Here is a 23,521-nt window from a genome sequence, read left to right as displayed (position 1 = left end):
TTTAGCTCCTATTCCGTAACAATCGACAGAATGTTTCCTTTAATTCCGGTAAATTGCGTATCTGCCCAGTTGACCATTCCATCCATTAAGAAGACCTGAATCGATTTCACACCGGTTCCCACCGAAATGTCCGTAGCAGCCGTATCGTCATTGGACAATTTGACAGTCCATGCGCTTTTGGTTCCGTCTGCCAGCGTCCCTACAACCGCAAGTGTCGGATTTTCAAGTCTAAGTGCACTTCCCTTCGTAACGCTAACAGTGGTCGTATGTCCAAAACCAGTTGCTGCAACAGCAGAGTTGTTTAGCGTATACTGAGCTTCGCTACCCTTAACCGTCCATGCCGTAACCGAATCCATTACTTGGGTCAGCTTGCCGTCGTTGTCAAGGCCGGTTACTTTCACGTCATTTCCAGTCGTATCGATGCGTACATTATCCCATACAAATACGCCGCTCTGCTGTTTGGTGCCCTGACCATAGCTCTTGCCGTTTACGGTCAACGTGACGGCCGGCATATTGGAGTATGCTTTCACTTGAATGGTATCGCTCTCGCGTGCCGTATATCTTCTGCTCGTAATGTAGGCAAACTTTTCGGTCTTATTCCACTGCGCCTTGTAAAAATAGAAAGCATCCTTCTTAATTTGGCGGTCACTTGTTACAAGACCCTTGGTATTAATCCCAGGAGTCGAAGCCTCATTTTTACCAGCTACTCCGAAATCAAACATACTCCAGACAAAAGTACCCCAGAGCCAAGGTCGTTCGGAGATGATTCTCCAGTCATTTTCATGAAGATAATTTTGAAATTCTTCCGGCTGCCACGGGCCACGTGAACTTGCAGAGTTCCACTGGTTGATAAAACTTTCATCTATATCGTCATGCTGATACGGGTTTGCACCTCCACCATACTCCGAAATACCCATTGCCAGCTGCGGATATTTTGCATGGAAATCGTCGAGGTCCTTAGCTAAATCTTGAACTTTATTATAGTACCAACCAAAATAATCGTTAAAGGCAACCGTATCTATACCCGCATTATCATTCCATGCTAAATTCTTTACCATAGTAGTGGAATGACCCTGAATTGCATGAGTAGTCGGCCTGTTTGGATCTAATTGTTTCGCTTTGGTCGCAAGACGTTTCATCAATTCAGTTGCTTTTGCATACTGGACATCCTGGCTCATATTTCCACCAAGAAAATAACCATACCCCAAGCCACCAAATTCATTCTCAAGCCCCCATGTTACAATGGACGGATGGTTGTAGTTTTGCTTAATCATCTCTATCAGTTGATTTTCGATATTATCTGCAAAACTTGTGGTCGAGCTCATGAACGAGATGAATGGAATTTCGGCCCATACTACCAGACCGTTCTTATCCGATTGGTCATACACGAATTGCGAATGCGGATAGTGCGCGACCCTAAGGGCATTTGCACCGATTTCTTTAATCAAATCAAAGTCTTCCGCTCTGATAGCATCCGGGACCGCATTACCATAACCTTTTCTGTCCTGGTGAATATCAACGCCGCGAAGCGGATAATTTTGATCATTTAAGATGAAGCCTTGGCTTGCGTCAACGGAATACTTCCTAAAGCCGATGCTTTGCGTCTGTTTGTCCAGTATCGTAAGATAATCGGTTCCACCTAGTACTTGCGTCTCGACGGTATATAAATATGATTTATTGACACCGTTCTGAATGCCGTCCCATAGCTTCACATCGTGAAGGGAGAATTTCGGGTTCGAAACCGCTGTCATATAAACGGTGTTCGTTACAGTGTTACGGGTAACCGGATCGGACTCATTACGGGAAACCTCAAAGCCGTCGACATTCCTCACGATTGCTCTTACCTTCACGGGCTTCGTCTCGGTTCCTTTGAAGGATACACTCGTCTTCACATCTAAGGTTGCATCCGCAATCTTATACTCACCGGACTTAGTAATCTCTCCTGTTACCTTCGGAGTAATGTATACCCCTTTGGATCCATAATCCTCTGCGGAAATATATACCGCATCGGCGATAATCAAATTCACGTCACGGTAAATACCACCATAAAAAGTAAAATCGGCGTAGAGCGGTGCCACACCTATATCCTCATTCGAAACTTCTACTTTTAAGGTAACAGAGCTCTTGCCCTTAACTTGTTCCGTAATATCGTAGACAAACGCATCGTAACCGCCAATATGAGGCTCACTTATCTGCATATTATCCACATATAAGGTTGTCTTTATATTGGAACCATCAAATTTGATCAGGACATTTTTATCCTGGTACTTGGAAACATCAATAGTTTTTTCGTATGTACCCAAACCTCTGGAATAGTTTGCTGAAGCGCCATAGCCGTCTTCGGCGTTCCAGGTATGAGGCAAGCTAACCGTGGAAGCATTTTGCCCTGATTTCGCAAATTTCCAGTTATCATTAATGTTCACATACGATTTCACATACGTGCTTTGTGTAACCGTAGTTGGGGCCGTTACAGACTGAGTAGTATTCTGTTTGGTCATTTGGGTCGTTTGGGAAGCGTCTACCGATACAACTCCTGCAGATCCTAACAGAAGAGAAAACAGCAGCGCACTCGTAACAGTTTTCTTGATAGTATGCATATTCAATTCCAATCTTCCTTTCATCTTAAGTTGATCCCGTTAGGCTCTGAGCATTCTTTAGCATATGCCATCTTCGATGGACTACTCTGTATTCCCCCTAGCTTATCTATAGGATTTCTTTACTATCACATAGGCGAAGAAAAAGATCATTGAAGATTTTTTTCTTTTCGCAAATTTTTTTTTCCATTTGCAAAAAAACTCTTCATTCGCTCTTTCTCATTTGCCTGATTCAACACAAAGACCCCCGCTTGATTTAATGCAATATAATCCGACGGCCCAGTCATATAATCGGGTTCTTCGGAAGCATGCAACGTTTGGGTCAAATCTTTGTTGCTATTATTGTTAGACAGGGCGACGACCGCCGCCAATAAAACGTCCAGACGGTCGTCCAAATAATTTTTTGTTTGGGAAACGGTATCATAAATGTTGTCATATGCATTGGATTTCAGCTGTTCCGCGGATAAATAATAAGAGACAAGGCCGGTCGAGGCAACGAAAAAGATTAGCCCGGGAATTAATCTCCATAGAATGGTAGATGTAATCGAGCGAGTTCCTTTCATATTTTCCCTCCAACGATAGCAAACCAATGCAACCGCTTCCTGAAGCCGAATTTTCTTTATTTCTTCATCATCTTATCGTAGTCTTGCTTTGACTTCTCGATGGATTTCGCCCAACCGTTCAAGAATTCCTCCGGTGTCATGTTACCGGAGAGTACCTTTTGAAAGTTAGGCTCCAACTGCTGCGTGACCAGACCTGCATAATCCGGTAAATAAACAGGAACATCCAATACTTTGGTATTGCTATCGGCCAAAATCTTTGAACCTTCCTGAAGATGCTTGGCGTTTTTCACATAGTCGCTGCTCATGGAGTCCTGGTTTGTCGGCATTTGCCCGATGTTTTGGTTCCAATACGTTTGCATCTCGCTAGATGCCAGGAAGCTTAACATCTTAAATGCTGCCTCAGGATGCTTTGTGTTTTTAAAAATACTGTACCCGTTAGGCTGGGTGATGACAACCTGTTTTCCATCGGGAGATTTGGGTAGCAGTACGCCAGCCAATTTATCCTCTCCGATCGCCTTCAGGTTATCGTTGTAGGAGCCGAAATTATGCTGCATGATGGCGGTCGCACCGCTACCAAACTCTGCAACCATTTCTTTATAACCATTCGTAATGTCGCTGGTCGGTGTGTTCTTTTTGTAAAGCGCTGCATATTTTTTCAGAAATTCTACATTTTTCGGGTCGTTGACTGTCGACTTTCCATTCTGATCGAAATAATTTGGGATTCCTGAGTACGAATACATCACTGTGGTCAGCTGATTTATGCTGCCCGTCCCCCCGCGCATGGAGTAGCCGAACTGGCTTTTTCCCGTATCCGTCAACTTCTCAACATCTTTGAAGAAATCGTCCCATGTTCCAGGAGGATTCAGTCCCGCTTGCTTGACCAAATCCGCCCGATACCAGAATAGGTCCATGTAGAGTGTAGTCGGCATCATATAGAGCTTCTTGTCCGGCACCAATGTTCGAATGAAGTTGATGACCGAAGGAATCATTTTGTCTTTGTCAGCCCATTTGTCGAAATAGGGATCCAATGGAAGCAATGCGCCTTTAGCCATAAAGTCCGAAACATAATTGTTAGCTACCGCCCCGATATCTGGCGTATCATTCGAAGCAATGGCAACGTCGAATTTCTGTTTAAATGATTGCTGCGGAACTCCGACATATTCAACATGGATATTCGGGTTCTTCTCTTCAAACTTTTTAAACATTTCCTGATAGAACGGTGTCCTGTTTGGCCCCGCGTTATCATCCCAGAAAGTCAAAGTCACCTTTTCATCTTTACTTGCTGAAGTAGAGCTCCCAACTGGAGCATTTCCGGAAGCAGCCCCGTCATTATTAGTACCTTGATTTGCGGCACCGCAGCCAGCAAGTGCCATAGAAACGCAAGATGTGACCACAGCCATTTTCATCCATTTCATTCTTAATCCCACCTTCAATTTTATTGTTTATGATGAATCCTGTAATCAGGAATACATCCGAAAACTAACCCTTGACTGCGCCTGCCGCCATTCCCTGAACCATATACTTCTGAACAAAAGCGAACAGAACGACCACTGGGAGCAGAGAAATGACGCTGCCTGCAGCAAGTGCACCGTAAGCCATATTGAACTCGCCCTGCATATAACGCAAACCAATAGGCAGCGTGAAAAACTGAGGTTTGTTAATGAGCATCAAACCAAACAAAAATTCGTTCCATGACCCGATAAACGTAAATACTGTGGTAGCGACAATTCCAGGAAGCAGGATTGGGAAGATTACCAAAAACACCGCCTTCAATCGACTGCAGCCGTCCACCATAGCTGCCTCCTCCAACTGCTCAGGAATATTCGTAATAAATCCGCTCATCAGGATGGAGTTAAATGGAAGCTGAAACACGCTATAGGTGATAATCAAACTGAGTGGGTTACTTGTCATGCCGAGAGTTTTAAAAATAAGAAAAAGAGGTATGAGCAACATCGCGCCGGGTATAAACTGCGTGCAGAGCAGCATAAGGAGAAACCCGCGTTTTCCATAAAATTTAAATCGGCTAATTGCATAGCCTGCAAGCACGGATAAAATAAGTACAATAACTACAGTAGAAAATGAAACGAACAGGCTGTTTTTAAAAAATTTCGAGAATCCGACGGCGTCCCAAGAAATACCGTAGTTCTCCAATGTAAATGGTTGTGGCCAATACAATATTGGCCGCTTGACAATATCAGCCTCCCGTTTGAAGGAAGTCACTATCGTCCAATAAAAGGGAAGCAGTGTAAACAGCATGGCCGCGAATAGCGGTACATACAATGTAACCATACGGTCCAATCGTTTGAGCATCTTACTTCTCCTCCTTTCCGAATCCACTTAACTTTAAATAACTGACAGCAAAAACCATCAGGATAAGGAAGCCCATCACGGTCAATGCAGAACCATATCCAAAATTCTGTGCAACAATTGCCTGATTGGCTACATACATCGTCATTGTCATCGTATGATTAGCAGGACCACCATTCGTCATAGTGAAAATCAAATCCACGTTATTAAATTCCCAAACGGCCCGCAGCAGCGTCGATAAAATAATTGAGTTTTTCAGAAAGGGTAGTGTAATATGCGTAAACGCTCTCCAGCGTCCGCCTCCGTCTACCGTACACGATTCGTACAACTCATTAGGAATGGTCTGCATAGCTGCAAGCATCGTAATGGTAAAGAAAGGTATACCTCTCCACAGTTCAGCTAGAATGATGGAGAAAAAGACCCACTCGGTATCTCCGAGCCAAGCGATCGGACTGTGAATCAGATTCATTCGTGTCAGCAAGTCGTTAATCATTCCGTTGTGCTCACTGTACAGAAAAGACCACATTGTAGCGGTAATGACCCCGGATATGGCCCATGGGATTATCGCAGCCGTCCTAAAGAAAGCACGAAGACGAAAAGATTGATTCAGCACTAATGCAACGAGCAAACCGAAGATGAGTTGAAGTACGACTTCAACGATCACCCATTTGGCGGAAATCCATAAACTTTGTGCGAAGAGTGGGTCGTCGGTAAAAATCTTCACAAAGTTGTCCAAGCCGGCGAAACTATTATAATAAGGCTTGCTCGGATTGTAATTTTGGAAGCTGAAATAAAATACATTAAGCATCGGATAAAACAAAAACGAAATGATCAATAGTACTGTAGGTGCGATAAACAGATAGGGAATCCATTGAATTCGCGCCCTTCTTCGAACTTCCGGCTTAGGTATTTCGGATACCTGAACAGTTTTTACTTTCGTCATTTTTTAAAAATCACTCCTTTTCATGCCCTTATTATATTTGCAAGGGGCTATTGAGAGGAATATAATATCCTCATCAAATTGTTTAAAATTATCATCAATAAATGACAGATTTCGATCAATCAAAAGCGAAGGTTTTATCAAGTAATGATGAAGGGAACAAGTTGATATTAATAAAAGTAATTTCTAGATCGAAGAGGCTTCAAGAAAGGAACAAGCTCCAATAAGTCGACGTTGGAAAATGACTATTACACGGTGTATAACCTGAAGCGAATTCGTAAGCTGATGCGCAATTTTTAGCCTTTTATGCCCACATCGAAAAGCCAATCTCTACTGACAGATGGCAAAAACCACGCAAGAGCACCGCACGCTTGAAAACACGACACAGAACTATAAGAAGGGTATCCTAGGTCTCTCCCTTATAACAGTCAGTAACTCCCGGACGGCTTATTTGCGGCTATTCTGGATGCTTCCCCAGGCATGCTCCTAGCTCATAACTTATCCACCCTCCCTCCACCTCCACCATGTAACAGATACGATAGAATCGTTGGTGAAAAGAAGAAGGTTGAATTTACATAAAATGCCTTCAACTGATCAAAGAAGCCATTACACGAATCCCACCTACCAAAAGTTATTGATTGAGAAGGGACTGGGATTATTCATGTCCAGACGCTGGAACAACTGGATAACGCCCCTTAGGAGTCTTTCTTCGGTCTTAAGAAGGACCATGTGAGGAGTAGGAATTGCGAAGCTTATGCTGAACTAGAGTGAGAAATTAATCCCTAAATTCATTACTACAACAATTACGGATACCAGTGGGGATTAAAAACCAGCTAATGTTTGTCAAGCATTAGCTATTGGTCTTAAAATTAATTGTTGGTATAATACTTTTCAAGCATGACAAAAAAACCTTCATTGGCGCGAATGGTTTTGGGTAAATATGGATTTAAGCTTTGTAAGGCTCGCTCTTACTAAGGATGGAGTAGACGTGATGGAGAAGTTTGTTGGCGCAAGCAATCACGACCACCTTATATGGCTTGCCTTCTTTCCTTTTCTTATCATAAAAATTTTTAATCTTTAAATTTATGCTCTGCCGAAGTCCACATTGAACGGCTAGATATAGGGCTCGCCTAAGCCTCTTTGAACCCCGTTTCGTAATTCGAGTACTGTTAGCTGTAAACTTTCCTGAACTGAAAATTGATGGATCTAAGCCGGCATAAGCAACAAGCTGCTTAGCATCTTTAAACTGACTTGCATCCCCTATTCTGCCACAATAGCTGCGGCGAGCTTGTCCCCAATTCCCGGTATACTCTTTACTAATTCCACTTCTGGAAGTGTAACGCCTATTTCCTCAATCTGTTCTCAAGTCGATTTAGCTGTTCCAAAAACTCGAGCAATAAAGAAAGCATACTTAACAGCGCCCTAGTCTGTGATTGACTTCTTGGTTGATTATGCCAATGAAACAGCATCTGCTCGAGTTGCGCCGCTTTTTCTTCGATCCACTGTTTGGAATGAGACTTCCGTGTGTTTTCCTTTATCATGTCGATGAGCCCGTCTACACGACCTTCTAAACACCGCTGCAATACTCGTAGTGACGTTGCAGAGAATAGATGATGAAATAGACCTATATAACCTGGAAATACCTGCTCCAGCAAGGCTCTCGTGTTCAATTTAGCTTGCACGAACATTCCAGTAATAAACTCATGTTGCCGAGTCACATGTTGAAGTTCCGTATAATTTTCTTCCCAAGTTCGGTGGGGCCTAACATCTCCACAATAGTACATTTCCGCCAAGTGCCATGCATCAGCCGCATCAGTTTTCACCTTTCGTAGTTGTGTTCCTTTTGCCCGTTTGGATTGTAGAGGGTTAATAATGAAATACTTCCAACCACTACGATCTAAATATGCTACAAGACCACGATGATAATCTCCCGTTACTTTCAACACAATTGCGGGATCAGTTCCAGTTTTTGCTTTCAATTCCGCGATAATTTCTCCCAGGCGTTCAAATCCAAAATCTGTGTGCGTAATGCTCTCCAACTTCCCAAAGGGTTCATTTCGCTTCAGAAAGGCCTGTATCACGCTAGCACCCTTCGCTACATCCACTCCCACAACTGGTTCCATAACAACCTCCTACGTTATTTGCCGGCATTCCCACGATGGTTCCAAACCCATAGCTTCGCTTGTGATGCGAGGTCTTTGCCTCTACCAGCTCAAACATGGTCATTGGTGATAGTGGGAGAACAGTTTTTAGTACGGGGTCTTATCCCTAAAGATGACACGTTCTCCCGGCTACCGCCATCATAAGGTGCCTATAAAAAAAAGCCAACCAGAAAACTCTGGTTAACCTGATAATACGAAAAGATGACTCCTTTGCAATACGAGGCCACTGAAAAACTTGCGTTTTTAATTAGTTAAAATCATGTTTCAAAACAAAAAGCGATATTCCGTTCAAATTCGAACGATATATCGCTTTTTGTTTATTCTTTATTCTGATTCTTTCATAATTGTAATGATTCGCTTGATATTAACAGAAAATATCGCCATTGCTCCTTGTATGTGCATGCCAATTAAACCCGAGGAAGATGCCACATCATACCCGTGTCTGTGTTTGAGTTCACTATTTTTCGCCTCAATTTTATATCGCTCTTTCGATTTCTTTTTGAAACCATCGCTGTTTTGAAATACTTCTTGTTCCTTATGTTCTGTGGATTTGATGGTTACAGAATAGGTTTTACTTTTTGCTCCTTCTTTATAACACCCATTCCTCAAAGGGCATATTTTGCATTTTTCAATATCAAACATGTAGGTATCCTTTTGGTTATCATTGACGCCTTTCTTCCCTGTGCGAGCTTTACGAATCGCCATATGTCCTGCTTTACACACATACATTGCAGCATCCTTATTAAACTCATACTCATCCTCTTTTTTACGAATGCCTTGCGTAATATTGGGATTTAATTTAGCTACCAATAGTAACTCATTTTGATTTGCATACTCAATATTATCTTTTTCTGAATATGCAGTATCACCAATCACTGTATCAATTTCCATTCCTGTCTCGCGGCTTTTTTCAATTAATGATTGGAGTTGTTTCCCATCACTTTTTTCTCCAGTCGTAATTACTGCAGCTGTAATAATACGTTCTTCACTCATCGCAATATGTGTTTTATAGCCAAAGAAAGAGGAGTCGGCTGTTTTGTGACCCAAGCGTGCATCAGGATCATTCGAGGATATAAGGTGCTCATGGTGATCTTCTACAATCTCTTTTAAATAGTTCAGTTTTTCTTTTACTTTTGGGTATTCTCGTATCGTTTCTTCGCTTTCCACAATTTGGATTACTTCTCGGCAGTAGTCCAGTTCTTCTGTTAATTCGTTTGTCGTTGTTTTTGCTGGGAATTTATCTTTCATTTTTTCATCGATTTGATAAACTGCTTTTCGTAACAATTTAGATTTCTCCATCAAGATCTCTTTGGGTGATTTCTGATTGAATCGTGCTTTCGTGTGTGTCGCATCCACAATAATGGCGCTGCTTTTTATAATTTCTTTTTCTAATGCAATTTCCACTGTTTTTTGAATAAGCATATCAAGCAGATTAATATCTTTCAAACGAAGTTTTCGAAACTTTGTTAATGAACTCGGATTAATAACCCCATCCTCTGGCGCCATATCCAAAAAATATTTAAAGGACAAGTCGTATTTGGATCGTTCTACGATATCCACATCTGATAAATCAAAAATTGATTTCAGTAATAAATATTTGAACATACGAATGGGAGGTACTGCATTTCGCCCGTTATCGAGGCAATATTTATTCTGTAATTCTTCTTGGACAAAAGAAAAATCAACAAGGTTATTCATTTGACGTAGCATGTTATCTTTAGGCACTACGATATCGTAAATGGCCATATATGGACTAAGGATAAGAGATTGTTGGTTTGAGATCATCCCAGACACCACCTAGAATTAATACAATCATTATACAATAAAACAGAGTAGCCTCCCTCAAAATTGAGTAAGGCTACTCTGTTTTATAATGATGGAGTTTTTCAGTGGCCTCTTGTAATACAGGAATCATCCTCTAAGTGCAGCGTATCTCTTTTTCAAAGTATTTTTGACAAGGGGGCCAGTTTAGGGCCGCAGCGTTCACGAGATTCCTCTTACTTGATTCGCTTGACGCTACACGCCGGCCAGGAATCCGCCGTCGACCGGCACCGTCGTACCGGAGAGAAAGCCGGACATGTCACTGTCGGCAAGCCACAGCAGCGTGCCTAGGAGAGCCCCTCGGATTGCCAAAACGGCGCATCGGCGTATGAGAAATATTTTTATGGGGGCGGTCGGTGAAACCGCCATCTTCCTTAAGGAGCAACTTGAAATTCTACTATGGTGACGAAGAAGCCCGGCGCAATCGCATTGACAATGAGGAATGTGGAAACCTCACAAGATATTTCAAGTCTGCCCAGGCAGATGCTCTTTGCATGAAACATACCTCCTACGGATTTGACGTTCTTGCACTCGTTGGAGAGTTCCGTTTCAAACATCACTTTACCATTGCCGAAATCACCAAAGAACTTAACGGCCGCGGAATTGCAACTTCCGAGCGAAACTCCATGAGACTGTACGAGCGCTATTTGACCGTGCTGCGGGCTTCGGTTACTGAGCAAACTCGTCAAGTACTAGAACAGTTTGTAGAAGAAAACAAAGGGATCATGCTCTCCATGGACGGGGTTCAGCCCGAAAAAGGAAACGAAACGCTTTATGTCGTTCGTGAAGTGTTCAGTGGCACCATTTTGGCTGCCCAAAACCTAAAAAGCGGATCCGCCAGCGAACTCCAAGCGCTTCTACAACCGGTAAAAGATCTCGGTTTCCCGGTCATCGGTCTGGTTAGTGATGGCCAGCAGTCCATTCGGCTTGCCATGGCGAACATGTGGCCGAACGTGCCCTATCAGTACTGCCAATATCATTATCTGAAAGACATTGCCAAGCCCGTTGTGGACGCGGACCGGAAGTTGAAGACTGGTATTAAGAAAGCGCTCCGTGGCATCCGAGAAATCGAAAAACAAGTTGAGAAAGAGACCTCTGCAGAAGCCGAGATCGCAAAGGATTACTTGGCTGCTGTTCGTTCGATTTTGCTCGAGGACGGGAACCCGCCCCTTGATCTTCCTGGTGTACGAATTTTCGAAAATGCTCAAGCCGTTCAGCAATCGCTGGACAGAAGCTTGACTAAAAAAGGGGCTCACGCTGCTCGAAAAGATTAACAGAATTTTCAGTAAATTTAATGACTTTCAACAAACCTACAAAGCCGTACGTCGCTGGCAGAGCGTCATTTCGCATGTAGCGGAGCTCCTAGAGCCCTCGCTTGATCAGACAAGCGAATCGGTGCGCTTCCGGATGGAGCATCTTCTGAATTGGATGCAGCATCACTATACTGAACCAGGCGACGAAGTGTTGGTGAACAATGTTTTGGCCTACACTATCGGATTTTGGAATGGCTTGTTTACTTGCTACGACGCACCATACGTACCTCGAACAAATAATGACCATGAACGTTTCTTCCGTCAGACGAAAACGAAACACCGTCGAATGACCGGCCGCCGCAGTTGGAACGACTACATCCTTCGCAGCGGCGAATTTGTTGTGTTCGTAGATGATGCGCTGAGGCAGCCCCACTTGATCGAGCGTCTTCAGAAAGTTGATTACGATACGTTCAATAAAGAAAGAAACAGATGGAATGACCGTCTGCTCGAGGGAACAAAACGCCGGAGGTTCCGAAAAGATCCTGAAAGCTACTTGAATAACATCGAAAACAAAGTAAGTGAGTTAATTGGTCAGTCGTAGAAAAAAACCGCACCATACTCGGAGGCCACTGAAAAAGTCCATCTTTTAGGAAAAGGTACAGATCTTCAAGAAAATTGAAGAGGCTGTACCTTTTTTACCGTATAATTAATTCATTATGAAAAGCGGGTGAGAGCGGATGATTCGACAACAACAAACCTTAGTTCTGAGTCCTTATATGGCACTGTATGATATCGTCGTGCCAAAGGATAATATGCTCCGTCAAATTAACGAACTGGTGGACTTCACCTTCATATATGAGGAATTGGAATCAAAGTATTGTTTGGATAATGGACGTGACGCGATTGACCCTGTTCGTATGTTTAAGTATTTGTTGCTTAAGGCGATTTTCGAGCTATCTGACGTAGATCTTGTCGAGCGCTCTAAGTACGATATGTCATATAAATATTTCCTCGGCATGGCGCCGGAAGATCCGGTAATCCATTCGAGTTCTCTGACGAAATTTCGTAAGCTTCGTTTAACCGACATTAACCTACTGGACATGCTTATTGGCAAGACGGTGGAACTAGCCCTCAAGAAGGACATCTTGAAGAGCACGTCCATTATTGTGGATGCCACGCATACGAAAGCACGCTACAACCAGAAGTCGCCGCGAGAGATCCTGCAAGATCAAGCACGGAAACTGCGGAAAGCCGTTTACTCCATAAACGAAACGGTCAAAGCTAACATGCCAACAAAGAACATGAACGACGCACTCGAGGACGAGATCGCGTATTGTGAGAAGCTCATCGCCTTCATTGAGACCGAGTCCGGGATCGCCCTCGTACCGAAAGTATTGGAGCCGCTCAACCTGCTGAAGGAAACGGTGGAGGACGACGTTGAGCAGCTTCGCTTAACAGCGGACCCGGATGCAAAGGTAGGGCACAAAAGTGCAGATTCTGCTTTCTTTGGATACAAGACACATCTAGCCATGACTGAGGAACGCATTATAACGGCAGCCGTGATCACGACTGGCGAGAAGAATGACGGCAAGCAATTGCAGACGTTAATCGAAAAAAGCCAGGCAACTGGAATGCAAGTGAAAACAGTCATCGGCGATGCCGCCTATTCTGAAAAAGAAAATCTCGCATACGCGAAAAAGAACGAAATGGAGCTTGTTGCAAGGCTCAATCCACTCATTACGCAGGGCGGCCGGAAGAAAGAAGACGAATTTCTGTTCAACAAGGATGCAGGCATGTACGTGTGTAAGGCTGGTCATTTGGCGATACGAAAAGCCCGTCAGGGCAAGAAGGGCCAAGGCAAGAACCAGCAAGACACCTACTATTTTGATGTGGAGAAATGCAAGCATTGCCCACTTAAAGAAGGCTGCTACAAAGAAGGAGCCAAAACCAAGACCTACTCCGTGACTATTAAATCCGAAGAACACTCGGAACAAATGGCATTCCAGGAAACGGAGGAGTTCAAGGCAAAATCCAAGGAACGCTACAAAATTGAAGCGAAGAACAGTGAACTCAAACATAGACACGGGTACGATGTCGCCACAACCTCGGGTCTGCTTGGAATGCAATTGCAAGGTGCGATGGCCATATTTGCGGTAAACCTAAAACGAATATTGAAGATAGCGGAGTAAGGATGATCGTATAACAGCAAAAAAGAAGACATCTAGCCCAATATTTGGGTAGGGATGTCTTCTTTTTAATTGGAACTTACCAGCCTTTTGAAAAAAGCATCAGTTCTTCAGTGGCCTCCCACACTCGGGTCGGCTTTTTTCGTAATGGCTTAGTAGATTTTTGAGCGAGTAGACACCTACCCTACTTAAAAATAGATCAGAATCTGCTGCCGCGAAATTGACGTTCACAAAAAACCAATCTCACAATTTGTCAATAAAAGAATGAACGAAAATTATCGCACATTTATTTCCAACCACTCATCCCAGAATTTAGGTTCTCTTAGACTACATTCATAATCCTCAAAATCCACATCATCAGGATACTCATCTGTCCATTGTTGTAATAACCCTTCTAAATCTTCCATCATCTTTATTGCCCTTATGTTCAATTTGTTTTTGTCGTCCAGTATGAAATATCCATCATCTCCCGACTCGACGACATAGTTACTTTCAATTGATGAATCAAATGTTCTTCGATCATTTGAATTAGGGAAGTTAAAGTTACTGAGCCCATAATTTTCAAACACGGAATGCCGGTTCACGAATTACCCCTACGATATTTTGTTACCATTAATAAAGGTACAACAAATTAGTCCAGCTTGCACCTGACAAATTTATCGGCTAGCAATCATCTGAACGAAGAAAATCAATCTACTGACCGGCAAGTTTTATAACCGGCTGGCCTGGGAAACACAAAAAAGGAAGAACCCTAACACTATTCTTCCTCGAGATAGTAAGATACCCAAAAATAAAACGGACTACGACAGGGCCTCTGTTTAGCACTGTTACATTCACCCTACTCTTTTTTTGCCCTCCAATTTTTTGGGTGATCGGGTTTTCCGGGGTTTGGCTGATTCTTAACAAGAATCCAAGTCTTTCCTTTTTTAATTGCTTTTCCTTCTTTTTCAAGTTTCGTTCTACAATAGTCCTTTATAGTTGACGGTCTAAGTCCCCAAAGTTCAACGGCTTCTCCAACATCCATAATCTGTTTAAGTGGTTCCATAGGATTCTGATAGATATCCAGTATCCATGTATTCCCCTTTTTAATGGCCTTCCCTTCCTTTTCATATTTCAATCTGCATAAATCCTTGACAGTAGACGGTTGAAGTCCCAACACTTTTGTGGCTTCCTCAACATCCATAATGTGTTCAAGTGGATTCAATATATTCTTATCATTAGTCATATTCTCACCCTTGCTTTTGTCTTATCCATACATAATAAGCGATATCGCGTATCGAGTCTAGAAGGAGATAAGACAAAAGCTCTTGTCTTTAATGACGTGTCTCATTGTTCATCAAGCCTCTTTAAAGAGAGTCGTAGCCACTTTGATTCGCACAAGCGATAACGCTTATGTAAATCAATATATATCTTAAGCGTTATCGCTTGTCAATTCCGAAGATAGTTTAATGCCCATGTGAATGATGGGAGACCAAATCACATTGAGTGCCCATTTTTAATGTAGAGACACAGGACAATATTTATTGCAAGAGCGTTGTGAAGTATTGCGACCGGTCGCGGCATTCCGTTCCAGAAGACGTGCCGTACGTACGGATATCGCGCAGCAGGTGGCCAACACCAGTAGCACACACTAGGATGTGCGCGATCGTGGCAGTTTCGTTCCGGAAGATATGCCGCGCGGATATCGCGTAGCAGTTCGTGACTAACGCCAGCAGCTCACCAGCATGCGCCCGATCGCGGCAGTTCCGTGATTACTTCCTAATATGTGCAAGTGCTTGGTCACAAACGATACAAGGGAAGGCCATCTTCCGTTGCTGTGCAGCTCCCTCAAGCCTCACATGCTCACCTCGAAATAATATTCATTCTTCTGCGTCAACCTAAATTTCCGATTACATAAAATCGTACCTCTTTTTCCCTTATTTGGATCTAAGTTATGATATAATATGTATGAACTTTGTTCATCGAAAACGAACTATGTCGATATGACTGTGGAGGTTGCGAATGCTAACAGAAATTAATTAAAAGATTACAGAATCTGGGCTGCACGAGTTTTTTGAAGATCAATGTTATTCACTTACAATTATTGGTACTCGTGTATTTAAGAACTCTTGGAATGGTACAGAAGATGCATATACAACGCTTTTAAAAGAAATGCAGTTGGTTGGTTTGAAGGCAGTGGAATTTATAATGGGAAGCACAATAACATGCAACAACTTACGCTGTTGAATGGTGACATTGTCCTTATTTACTTCGATCATGGGCCTGCTAAAATTAGTTATATTAGCAACAATAACAATAGGTAGAATCATACAAACTTCCATGGCTTCCGCCACTACCCGGACATGAAAGCCTGGAATATCACAGAAAATATTTTGAGAGGACTGATTAAATGTCTAAATTTAAAGATGTCGAAGAAGGATTCAAACAGACATTAAACACAGTTAATAAAAAAGTAAAGTTAAAACTTGATTTTAATGCAACAGCACGAGCAGAAGACTTTTTCACATTGCATAGCTTTGAAGTGTCTGAAGAAAATAGCCAAATTCAGTTCGTTGTAAGTGATGAAAATCAAAATTATTCTGTTGTATACACTGATATTGAAAGTTTAGATTATGCCGATAATAATGAACGATTGAAAATATGGGTCTACTTTAAAAACCATGGCAATAACCAAAGGTTTTATTTGTATTATAAAGATAGTAATGTCCAGGACGCCTAAAATTCTGCCCGCGAAGGGCGATTGCCATAAGGTACACATTCTCACTTCGTGATGAACGATTAAATCCTAGATCCTACTATCTAGGATTTTTATATTTTCAAATTGCAGTTCTGATGAATACCTCAATGCAATCAACTTCTCGTAGTTTCGGTAATCGAATTGGCAACCTGGTGATCTCAGACAACGAAAAACTGCCAAAAAAATTTTTAGCAGTTCTCGGTAAGTGCTCATAAATTATAAGGAGAATATAATAATGCCTATGATTAGCCAAAATGTACAAACTGCCCTATACGGTATTTTCGTTATATTAATCTATATCGAATTTCTAATCTATAGAAGCCTAAAAAGGCAACGGCAGAACCCCAAGGTATATGATGCATTAATGAAAAAAATTATAAAATGTAGCACTTTCACGTTAATATTCCCATTTATACCATTATGCTTCATGCTATCATTCGAAATAATCCCATTTACATATACGGTTTATAGTGGTTCTCAAGCGACTAGCTTAGCTTCAGAAATAAAGAAACCCTATATTAAAAAAGAGAACCATTTTTATAAACTATCTACAGTTGGGGATGGCATTGTTTACGCAAATGGATTTGAAGTTAGGCAGGCATTGAATGATTATGCTAAACGACAAATTCCAGCAATAGCTATGATTCACTCAGTTGGGTTTAAAGAACAGGATTACTCGTATCCGGTTGAAACTCTTTTTGGTAAAGAAGGTAAATCAATAAGTCAGAAGAATGCTGCTTTTGTAGCGTCAGCGCACTTAAACATCATAATAGAGGATGATGAGCCTTTTTTAACAACCGCTGCGGGAGGATCAGCAGGTCTTATGATGGCGTTAGAACTTATTCATCAGCTAGGCGAGAAGGATCTTCTGCGTGGACAACGAATATGTGGAACAGGAACTATTGCTCCTGATGGTCAGATTGGCTCTGTCGGTGGTATTGCATTAAAAGTTTTGGCAGCTGATCGTGCAGAATGTGACTACACTTTTGTGCCTCGTAATAATGAAAATGAATACCTCAATTATCTTTCAACACATCCTATTAAGACTCATGTTGTACTTATAAATAACTATAAAGAAGCCTTAGATTTTATTACTCATCTTTAATACTTGTCAGAAATAACACAGCGGCCTGTTTCATAATGAGACATCTGTATTATCGTTTCATTCCACTTCTAAAATGTTGAGTATTCGTCGTCGGATCTAGACATGCATCTCGATCTCCTGGGTCGTTGCAGACCTTTTGGCCACCAGTTACTGGTCATCCAACGACCTACAGCTCGAGATCCGCGCATCTGTCTACGGAGGACACTGCCAATGAGCTCCTGGTTACTGCCGAAGTTTGGCCACACAAAACTGCATCCGATCCTTTAATTGAGTCCATATGCACTCTATCTTTATCATACTTATAACTATTCTTTGTACTCTTTACCGTAAAAAAACATTATCTGTTATGAGTACAATCATAAGCAAAAGAACGTAATAGATAACAACAATTTTTATAAACTTCTTTTAATATTTAGATAGATGATAAAACAAAGGTTTATTCCCCTCCGAATGAGTTGCTGATCAAGGTATAATTACCGTGTACTCTACTAATGCTTCAATTTTCCATGATGAAGTTTTCATCATAATGATCACTTTTAACGAATGCTTTTATAGCTTCCAACCTTGAATTGATTTTGAGCTTGGTATAAATTTTTTTAAAATAATTATCCACCGAGCGCTTGCTTGCATAAATTTTTTCTGCGACTTGATCTTGTTTGTATCCTTTGATAATCATGTGCATAATCAGTAATTCTTCTTTGGTCAAAGATGCATTTTCTAGTGAAGTATAAGAGTTCATCATGATAATGTGCCGCAGAAGTGAAGTAGAGATATCATCGTCTGATTATCAAGGACACAGGCAACCATATTTTTCAAACTTTTGATATTATCTTTCTTTGAAAGAATACCATCTACTTCCAAGGAAACAAAACAATTTAACACTTCCTTGACTTCCAAATCAGTAAAAACAACAATTTTGGTCGATGGGTATTCACGCTTAATTCTCTCGAAAACTTCTGTACCCTGCTCTCCAGGAAGAGGGTAATCCAGAATTTTATTCATACATTGCATCTCATCGTTTGCATTATCCACGAATGCTATCCCATCAATATCCATAAGAATTGCCTTAGTTGATTCAGCCACAAAGCGGTGATCATCAACCACCAGAATTTTTAATTTCTGATCATTCGTGATGTGCATCCCCTCTCGTTAGTATGGTGAGACAACTATCACCATAAATTTAACACCTCATTTAATCATATCATTCTCGTATTCCTTCACACGTCTATAAAATGTTCTTGGTTTCATCTCTAACTGATTATAGGCCTTTGTGGCTGTTATCGCCCCAGATTTCCATTCCTGATACACTCTAACGAATGCGTCATCGGTTTTTAGCTTTGGTCGGCCAAATTTAATACCTTCCGCTCTAGCAACCTCTATACCTTCAGCTTGCCGCTGCCGATTCTTCTTCCTCTCCTGCTCGGCCACATAAGCAAGCAAGCTTAAAAACTGGTCTTCCATTACTTTACCAAAATCGCCCATATTTCGAAATTTTCTGGAGTCAAACAACGTTTCATTGTCTAAGCAAACGATATCCGCTTTTACCTCCCTGGTGATATACTTCCATTCTGAAATGATTCCGTCATAGTCTCGACCCAATCGATCTAACGCATCTATGTAGATTAAATCATTCTCACGAATCATTTGCCGCATAATCTGATATCGTGGTCGATTAAAATCTTTCCCACTTAATTTATCTACAAACACATATCGCTCTTCAATCCCTATCTCTCGAAACTTTACAAGCTGCCGTTCCGGATTTTGATCTTTGGCCGAAACTCGGCCATATCCCATTTTCATCTGTTGAGTTATAGGAATTTGATAAGAACGTTCATTTTCTAAAACCAATTATCGATCCTCCACAAAAGTGTGCCATAATATATATTTTTTTATTGTCACGTGCCTAAATTCATTTTACCACTTTTTGGCACACCATTTCAATTCATTTTCCTATCTGCCCAAAAGTATGCTTTTTGGCACGCTACTAAATTTGTAGCATAACAGAATAATAGTTAACATAATATAATATGTAATTAAGTTAGTTAGCGGATTATAATATGAAGTGAGACATCATGAAAAAAAGAGGCTGCTTTACAAAAATTGCTTCTATATAAAGCAAGGACATCAGCCACATTCGCATGAGCAAAATTATACTTGTTGAAATCTTCAATTCGTTTCCCAGCAAATGAAGAAACAGGCTTGTAATCGAGCCTGTTTTTTCTTTGTCAGTATGCGGTTACGGGGCATTTGCACGATGAAGTTTTCATCCTACCCCACTTCTTCCCATGATTCTTTCGTGCGGCGGCGCAGGACTTTGGCTATGGACAAAATCTGTTTTTTGACTTCAACCGTACGGTCTTCGAAACCTTGCACTGCATGGGAGGCGACTTTCCGGATTTTCTGAATGATTCGGGTCATGACCTTTACGCCATCCTGCAGCAGCGTGGCGTCTGTTGGATGGTGGATGTCGGATTCCACGACGGTCGTGTCGGTACGAAATTTACGGGTCTTTAGAATCGCTTTTTCCTCGCACTGCTTCACCAGCGCGGCGTTGATGTCTTCGACGATCTTGTCGCCATAGCGTTTGCGGGCATAGATGAGTGTGGACGGATCCGGCATCTTTTCATCGATGGCAATTCTGCAGAATATCCGCCAAGTGATGCTATCACCGACTTCTTTCACAAGCGATTCGTAGCCTAAGTTGTATTTATGTTTGAGCACCATGAGTCGAAGATATCTTTCAACCGCCAAAGTAGGTCGACCACTCTTTTTGCATGGCGGATGTAACGTGACAAAGGCTTGCAAGAAACGCTCGTCATCTAAAAGCTCATCGATGATGGCTAGCTCAGAAGGTAGCTTTCGAACCGTTTCTGGAAGAATTGCATGCCATAACGTGAGTTGCTCTTCGCGAAGTTTCAACATTTTCTTCACCTCAAGGAAGGATTCCCAAGGGTTTCTGTTGAACTCCTGTACATAGGAATTCCTCCCTCGGGGTTTGGAACTTTGTTATCTCGACAATAACAACTTCCACTTTGAGGCACGGAATTCCTTTAAATTTGCTCAAATTCCTGGACTTTTTCAGGGGTAACTAACTAAACAGACGATGCCACACTAGCGTTCCCCGTCCCTCAATGAAATTTTCTTATAGCTAAAAGAAAAGAACCAGCCCCAGTGATCGTGCCCAGCTTTCGGAGTTCAAGCCTACACCTTATTGCGGACCTTCTTCCTATTCAATCCCAGGGGGATCTAAATATTTTGATTATAAGCGTCTATCATTCATCGCAAATTCCCAAGGACTACTCACTGCATCAGCGCCTATCTGTCAATTAACAATTCTACGACGGAACTTTGACGACTATTGAAGCAAGCTCGCTTGACAGCGGATACGAAATAAAATATAATCCAAACATACACATGTATGTTTTATGAGGAGGATAATATTCTATGACCGATTTTTCCAGTGTGAAGGGCAAAGTCGCCATCGTTACCGGCGCAGCTGACGGCCTCGGCAAAGCGATCGCATTGTGCTACGCTGAGAATGGCATGCAAGTTGTAGTATCCGATATCAATGTAGAAAAGGGTCAACAAGTCGTTGAAGAGATTAAGTCCAAAGGCGGAGAGGCCCACTTCTACCAAACGGATATTAGCAAGGAAGATGAGGTTAAAGGACTCGTCGATTTCGCCGTCGCGACCTACGGTCGATTAGACGGTCTTGTAAATAATGCCGGAATTGCCGCTGAGAGCAGGCCTACACATGAATTCTCGGTTGCTGAATTCGATCGATTAATGGCTATCGATCTTCGTGGCGTCTTTCTTGGAATTAAGTTCGCCGTCGAAGCAATTCTGAAGACCAAGTCATCTGGCGGGTTCATTATTAACGTTGCCTCTCAAGCAGGGGTACTAGGCAACAGCTCGATGGCTACTTACGCTTCCGCGAAACACGGTGTGGTCGGTCTGACGAAAAGCGCCGCTCTCGATTACGCGCCGTATAACATCCCCGTCAATGCGATTTGTCCGGGAACATTCCGAACGTCTATCTGGGGGCAAGCACCTGAGGAAGTCATTTCTCAATACGCGAAAATCTTATCCCCAAATGGAAGACTTGGCGATCCTAAGGAGATTGGTCACTTGGCCCTGTTCTTGGCCTCTGACTTAGCGCGCTATATCAGCGGTTCCGCTATTCTGATCGATGCTGCCTCTCACGCAGGCAAGGTGACACCGGTTCAATGGGCTCACCCAGAGATCCTGGAGTAATTCACAGCAATAAAAGAAAAACTTCCCTTAGACATAAGGGAAGTCAGACTGTCGAGAAAGTCTCGACAGCTTTCTTTATCTCCTTTTATTTTAACACAGCACCGCGGTAATTTGGTATAATATCATAATATCAAATCGAATAGGCGGTGCTGTTATGCTGCGTTCTAATCGTGATAAACAACAGAGTTACGAGTTTGTGTCCATTGAAGATCTTGTTCCAAGTGACCATATGCTTCGTAAAATTGATAAGTATATTGATTTCTCCTTTATCTTCGAGAAAGTCCGCCCTTTGTATTGTGAGGACAACGGTCGGCCAGCCGTTGATCCTGTCGTGCTGTTCAAGATGATCTACTTGGGTTACTTCTACGGCATACGCTCAGAAAGACAGTTGGAACGAGAAATCCAGACAAACCTGGCCTATCGTTGGTTTCTTGGTTTCGGCCTCAGCGACCGGATTCCTGACCACTCCACCATTCGTTGGAATCGGCGGACTCGGTTTAAGGACACGACCATCTTCCAAGACATTTTTGATGAGATTGTTTTACAAGCCGTCTCGCATCGCATGGTTGGTGTGCGAGTACTGATTTCCGATTCAACGCATGTCAAAGTGAATGCCAACAAGCACAAATACACCCGTGAACAGGTAAAGGAGAACACCAAATCCTATTTGGATGAACTCAATGCAGCAGTAGAAGCAGACCGGAGGACAAATGGAAAAAAACCTTAAAACCAAGAGAGGAAGTGAACGAGGACAAAGAGATAAAGGTTAGTACGACTGACCCTGACAGTGGCTATATGGTACGAGAGGGTAAGCCGGAAGGATTTTTTTACTTGGACCACCGCACCGTCGACGTCAATTTTAATCTTATTACTGATGTATTTGTCACGCCTGGCAATGTTCATGACTCTGTTCCTTATTTGGACCGTTTGGACAGGCAAGTGGAACGTTTTGATTTCAAGGTCGAGGCTATTGCTTTGGACTCTGGCTATTTGACGGCACCGATTTGCAAGGGGCTGGAGAAACGTAAGATCTTTGGCGTGATTGCACATAGAAGGCTCCACCCGACTCAGGGTTTGTATCATAAACATGAATTTACTTACGATGCCGAGCGAAATTTGTATGTCTGTCCGCAGGGACAAGAACTCTTCTATAGAACGACAGACCGAGATGGATACCGCCATTATGCATCTGATCCGAAGCAGTGCGCCACTTGTCCGATGCTGGACAAATGCACTCGCTCACAGAATAAGCGAAAAGTGGTAACTCGGCATATCTGGGAAGAGGGCAAAGAACAAGTGCGGCTGAACCGCCTAAGCAAGTCAGGCAAGAAGCTGTACCGAAAACGAAAAGAAACAATTGAGCGAAGCTTCGCGGATGCCAAACAGCTCCACGGGTTTCGCTATTGCCGTTTGCGGGGGTTGCGGAATGCAACGGAGCAAGCATTGATGACGGCAGCCGTGCAGAACATGAAGAAGATTGCCCTCCACCTAGAAAGGAGGGCTATGCAGGGGTAAAGCGCCCCTACATAGCCCTCAAAACCACCAAAAAACAAAGAAACCCAGCATCCTCAATTTGAGACACTGGGTTTCTCGACACTC

18 protein-coding genes and 3 pseudogenes are annotated in these 23,521 nt (G+C 42.4%); 7 read left to right on the top strand and 14 right to left on the bottom strand.

Annotation, left to right across the window (positions count from 1 at the left end; translation table 11 throughout):
• Positions 1-8: 8 nt before the first annotated feature.
• The 8 genes and pseudogenes from LRL21_RS31310 to LRL21_RS31270 form a co-directional block, all read right to left on the bottom strand.
• The gene (locus LRL21_RS31310) at positions 9-2,597 is read right to left on the bottom strand and encodes a glycoside hydrolase family 2 protein (protein ID WP_240419742.1); all 2,589 of its coding nucleotides are present in this window, start codon (positions 2,595-2,597) and stop codon (positions 9-11) included.
• 146 nt (positions 2,598-2,743) lie between these two features.
• Complete coding sequence (locus tag LRL21_RS31305) at positions 2,744-3,157, bottom strand: hypothetical protein (protein WP_240419691.1); 414 nt, start codon at positions 3,155-3,157, stop codon at positions 2,744-2,746.
• A gap of 56 nt (positions 3,158-3,213) precedes the next feature.
• Complete coding sequence (locus LRL21_RS31300; RefSeq protein ID WP_240419690.1) at positions 3,214-4,572, bottom strand: ABC transporter substrate-binding protein; 1,359 nt, start codon at positions 4,570-4,572, stop codon at positions 3,214-3,216.
• Positions 4,573-4,636: 64 nt separating this feature from the next.
• Positions 4,637-5,467, bottom strand: a complete 831-nt coding sequence (locus LRL21_RS31295; protein ID WP_240419689.1) for a carbohydrate ABC transporter permease — start codon at positions 5,465-5,467, stop codon at positions 4,637-4,639.
• A gap of 1 nt (position 5,468) precedes the next feature.
• A complete protein-coding gene (locus LRL21_RS31290; RefSeq protein ID WP_240419688.1) occupies positions 5,469-6,407 on the bottom strand; it encodes a carbohydrate ABC transporter permease in 939 nt (312 codons plus the stop codon).
• Positions 6,408-7,350: 943 nt separating this feature from the next.
• Positions 7,351-8,527 (bottom strand): annotated as a pseudogene (locus tag LRL21_RS31280) (IS110 family RNA-guided transposase).
• Positions 8,528-8,890: 363 nt separating this feature from the next.
• A complete protein-coding gene (locus LRL21_RS31275; protein WP_240419685.1) occupies positions 8,891-10,351 on the bottom strand; it encodes an IS1182 family transposase in 1,461 nt (486 codons plus the stop codon).
• A 231-nt stretch (positions 10,352-10,582) separates the two neighbouring features.
• Positions 10,583-10,827, bottom strand: a pseudogene (locus LRL21_RS31270) (SDR family oxidoreductase); the annotation flags it as partial.
• Here LRL21_RS31270 and LRL21_RS31265 point away from each other — a divergent pair.
• The 3 genes from LRL21_RS31265 to LRL21_RS31255 all read left to right on the top strand — a co-directional run bounded on the left by LRL21_RS31265 (position 10,816) and on the right by LRL21_RS31255 (position 13,829).
• A complete protein-coding gene (locus tag LRL21_RS31265) occupies positions 10,816-11,661 on the top strand; it encodes a transposase (protein ID WP_240419740.1) in 846 nt (281 codons plus the stop codon). The pseudogene LRL21_RS31270 and the gene LRL21_RS31265 sit on opposite strands and share 12 nt — an antisense overlap.
• A gap of 121 nt (positions 11,662-11,782) precedes the next feature.
• Positions 11,783-12,241 carry a hypothetical protein gene (locus tag LRL21_RS31260; RefSeq protein ID WP_338044704.1) on the top strand — a complete coding sequence of 153 codons (459 nt, stop codon included), beginning with the start codon at positions 11,783-11,785 and terminating at the stop codon, positions 12,239-12,241.
• Positions 12,242-12,377: 136 nt separating this feature from the next.
• Complete coding sequence (locus LRL21_RS31255) at positions 12,378-13,829, top strand: IS1182 family transposase (RefSeq protein ID WP_240419684.1); 1,452 nt, start codon at positions 12,378-12,380, stop codon at positions 13,827-13,829.
• 272 nt (positions 13,830-14,101) lie between these two features.
• On the opposite strand, the gene LRL21_RS31250 is transcribed toward LRL21_RS31255, so the two are convergent.
• Positions 14,102-14,410, bottom strand: coding sequence for a hypothetical protein (locus tag LRL21_RS31250; protein WP_240419683.1), 309 nt, complete (start codon positions 14,408-14,410; stop codon positions 14,102-14,104).
• 254 nt (positions 14,411-14,664) lie between these two features.
• On the bottom strand, positions 14,665-15,051 hold the full coding sequence (locus LRL21_RS31245) for a hypothetical protein (RefSeq protein ID WP_240419682.1): 387 nt from the start codon (positions 15,049-15,051) through the stop codon (positions 14,665-14,667).
• Positions 15,052-16,215: 1,164 nt separating this feature from the next.
• Here LRL21_RS31245 and LRL21_RS31240 point away from each other — a divergent pair.
• Together LRL21_RS31240 and LRL21_RS31235 are read left to right on the top strand one after the other, a co-directional pair.
• Entirely contained in the window at positions 16,216-16,545 is a 330-nt protein-coding gene (locus LRL21_RS31240; RefSeq protein ID WP_240419681.1) for a hypothetical protein, read from the top strand.
• A gap of 382 nt (positions 16,546-16,927) precedes the next feature.
• Positions 16,928-17,668, top strand: a complete 741-nt coding sequence (locus LRL21_RS31235) for a S16 family serine protease (protein WP_240419680.1) — start codon at positions 16,928-16,930, stop codon at positions 17,666-17,668.
• Positions 17,669-18,164: 496 nt separating this feature from the next.
• Here LRL21_RS31235 and LRL21_RS31230 read toward each other — a convergent pair whose 3' ends face one another.
• From LRL21_RS31230 to LRL21_RS31215, 4 genes and pseudogenes are all read right to left on the bottom strand, one after another.
• Positions 18,165-18,410: a LuxR C-terminal-related transcriptional regulator gene (locus LRL21_RS31230; RefSeq protein ID WP_240419679.1), complete on the bottom strand. Its 246-nt coding sequence runs from the start codon at positions 18,408-18,410 to the stop codon at positions 18,165-18,167.
• Entirely contained in the window at positions 18,407-18,808 is a 402-nt protein-coding gene (locus tag LRL21_RS31225; RefSeq protein ID WP_240419678.1) for a response regulator, read from the bottom strand. Before LRL21_RS31225 ends, LRL21_RS31230 begins: the two co-directional genes overlap by 4 nt.
• A gap of 48 nt (positions 18,809-18,856) precedes the next feature.
• Positions 18,857-19,468, bottom strand: coding sequence for a recombinase family protein (locus tag LRL21_RS31220; protein WP_240419736.1), 612 nt, complete (start codon positions 19,466-19,468; stop codon positions 18,857-18,859).
• A gap of 474 nt (positions 19,469-19,942) precedes the next feature.
• Positions 19,943-20,590: pseudogene (locus tag LRL21_RS31215) on the bottom strand (transposase); the annotation flags it as partial.
• Positions 20,591-21,112: 522 nt separating this feature from the next.
• Between LRL21_RS31215 and LRL21_RS31210 the strand changes: the two are divergent.
• A complete protein-coding gene (locus tag LRL21_RS31210) occupies positions 21,113-21,922 on the top strand; it encodes an SDR family NAD(P)-dependent oxidoreductase (RefSeq protein ID WP_275900986.1) in 810 nt (269 codons plus the stop codon).
• Positions 21,923-22,076: 154 nt separating this feature from the next.
• A protein-coding gene (locus LRL21_RS31205) for an IS1182 family transposase (protein ID WP_240419676.1) occupies positions 22,077-23,437 on the top strand; the annotation gives its coding sequence in 2 pieces (ribosomal slippage) (positions 22,077-22,647 and positions 22,647-23,437; 1,362 coding nt in all).
• The last annotated feature ends 84 nt before the right edge of the window (positions 23,438-23,521 follow it).

This window comes from Paenibacillus periandrae, from assembly GCF_022458865.1.
Lineage (GTDB): Bacteria > Bacillota > Bacilli > Paenibacillales > NBRC-103111 > Paenibacillus_S > Paenibacillus_S periandrae.
The sequence above is the reverse complement of the archived record's forward strand: the minus strand, read 5'-3'. Positions and strand labels throughout refer to the sequence as shown.

Coding starts and splice junctions, on each gene's coding strand:
- LRL21_RS31310 (WP_240419742.1), bottom strand. CDS start 2,597: ATGCATACTATCAAGAAAACTGTTACGAGTGCGCTGCTGTTTTCTCTT.
- LRL21_RS31305 (WP_240419691.1), bottom strand. CDS start 3,157: ATGAAAGGAACTCGCTCGATTACATCTACCATTCTATGGAGATTAATT.
- LRL21_RS31300 (WP_240419690.1), bottom strand. CDS start 4,572: ATGAAATGGATGAAAATGGCTGTGGTCACATCTTGCGTTTCTATGGCA.
- LRL21_RS31295 (WP_240419689.1), bottom strand. CDS start 5,467: ATGCTCAAACGATTGGACCGTATGGTTACATTGTATGTACCGCTATTC.
- LRL21_RS31290 (WP_240419688.1), bottom strand. CDS start 6,407: ATGACGAAAGTAAAAACTGTTCAGGTATCCGAAATACCTAAGCCGGAA.
- LRL21_RS31275 (WP_240419685.1), bottom strand. CDS start 10,351: ATGATCTCAAACCAACAATCTCTTATCCTTAGTCCATATATGGCCATT.
- LRL21_RS31255 (WP_240419684.1), top strand. CDS start 12,378: ATGATTCGACAACAACAAACCTTAGTTCTGAGTCCTTATATGGCACTG.
- LRL21_RS31245 (WP_240419682.1), bottom strand. CDS start 15,051: ATGACTAATGATAAGAATATATTGAATCCACTTGAACACATTATGGAT.
- LRL21_RS31240 (WP_240419681.1), top strand. CDS start 16,216: ATGTCTAAATTTAAAGATGTCGAAGAAGGATTCAAACAGACATTAAAC.
- LRL21_RS31235 (WP_240419680.1), top strand. CDS start 16,928: ATGAAAAAAATTATAAAATGTAGCACTTTCACGTTAATATTCCCATTT.
- LRL21_RS31230 (WP_240419679.1), bottom strand. CDS start 18,410: ATGATGAACTCTTATACTTCACTAGAAAATGCATCTTTGACCAAAGAA.
- LRL21_RS31225 (WP_240419678.1), bottom strand. CDS start 18,808: ATGCACATCACGAATGATCAGAAATTAAAAATTCTGGTGGTTGATGAT.
- LRL21_RS31220 (WP_240419736.1), bottom strand. CDS start 19,468: ATGAAAATGGGATATGGCCGAGTTTCGGCCAAAGATCAAAATCCGGAA.
- LRL21_RS31210 (WP_275900986.1), top strand. CDS start 21,113: ATGACCGATTTTTCCAGTGTGAAGGGCAAAGTCGCCATCGTTACCGGC.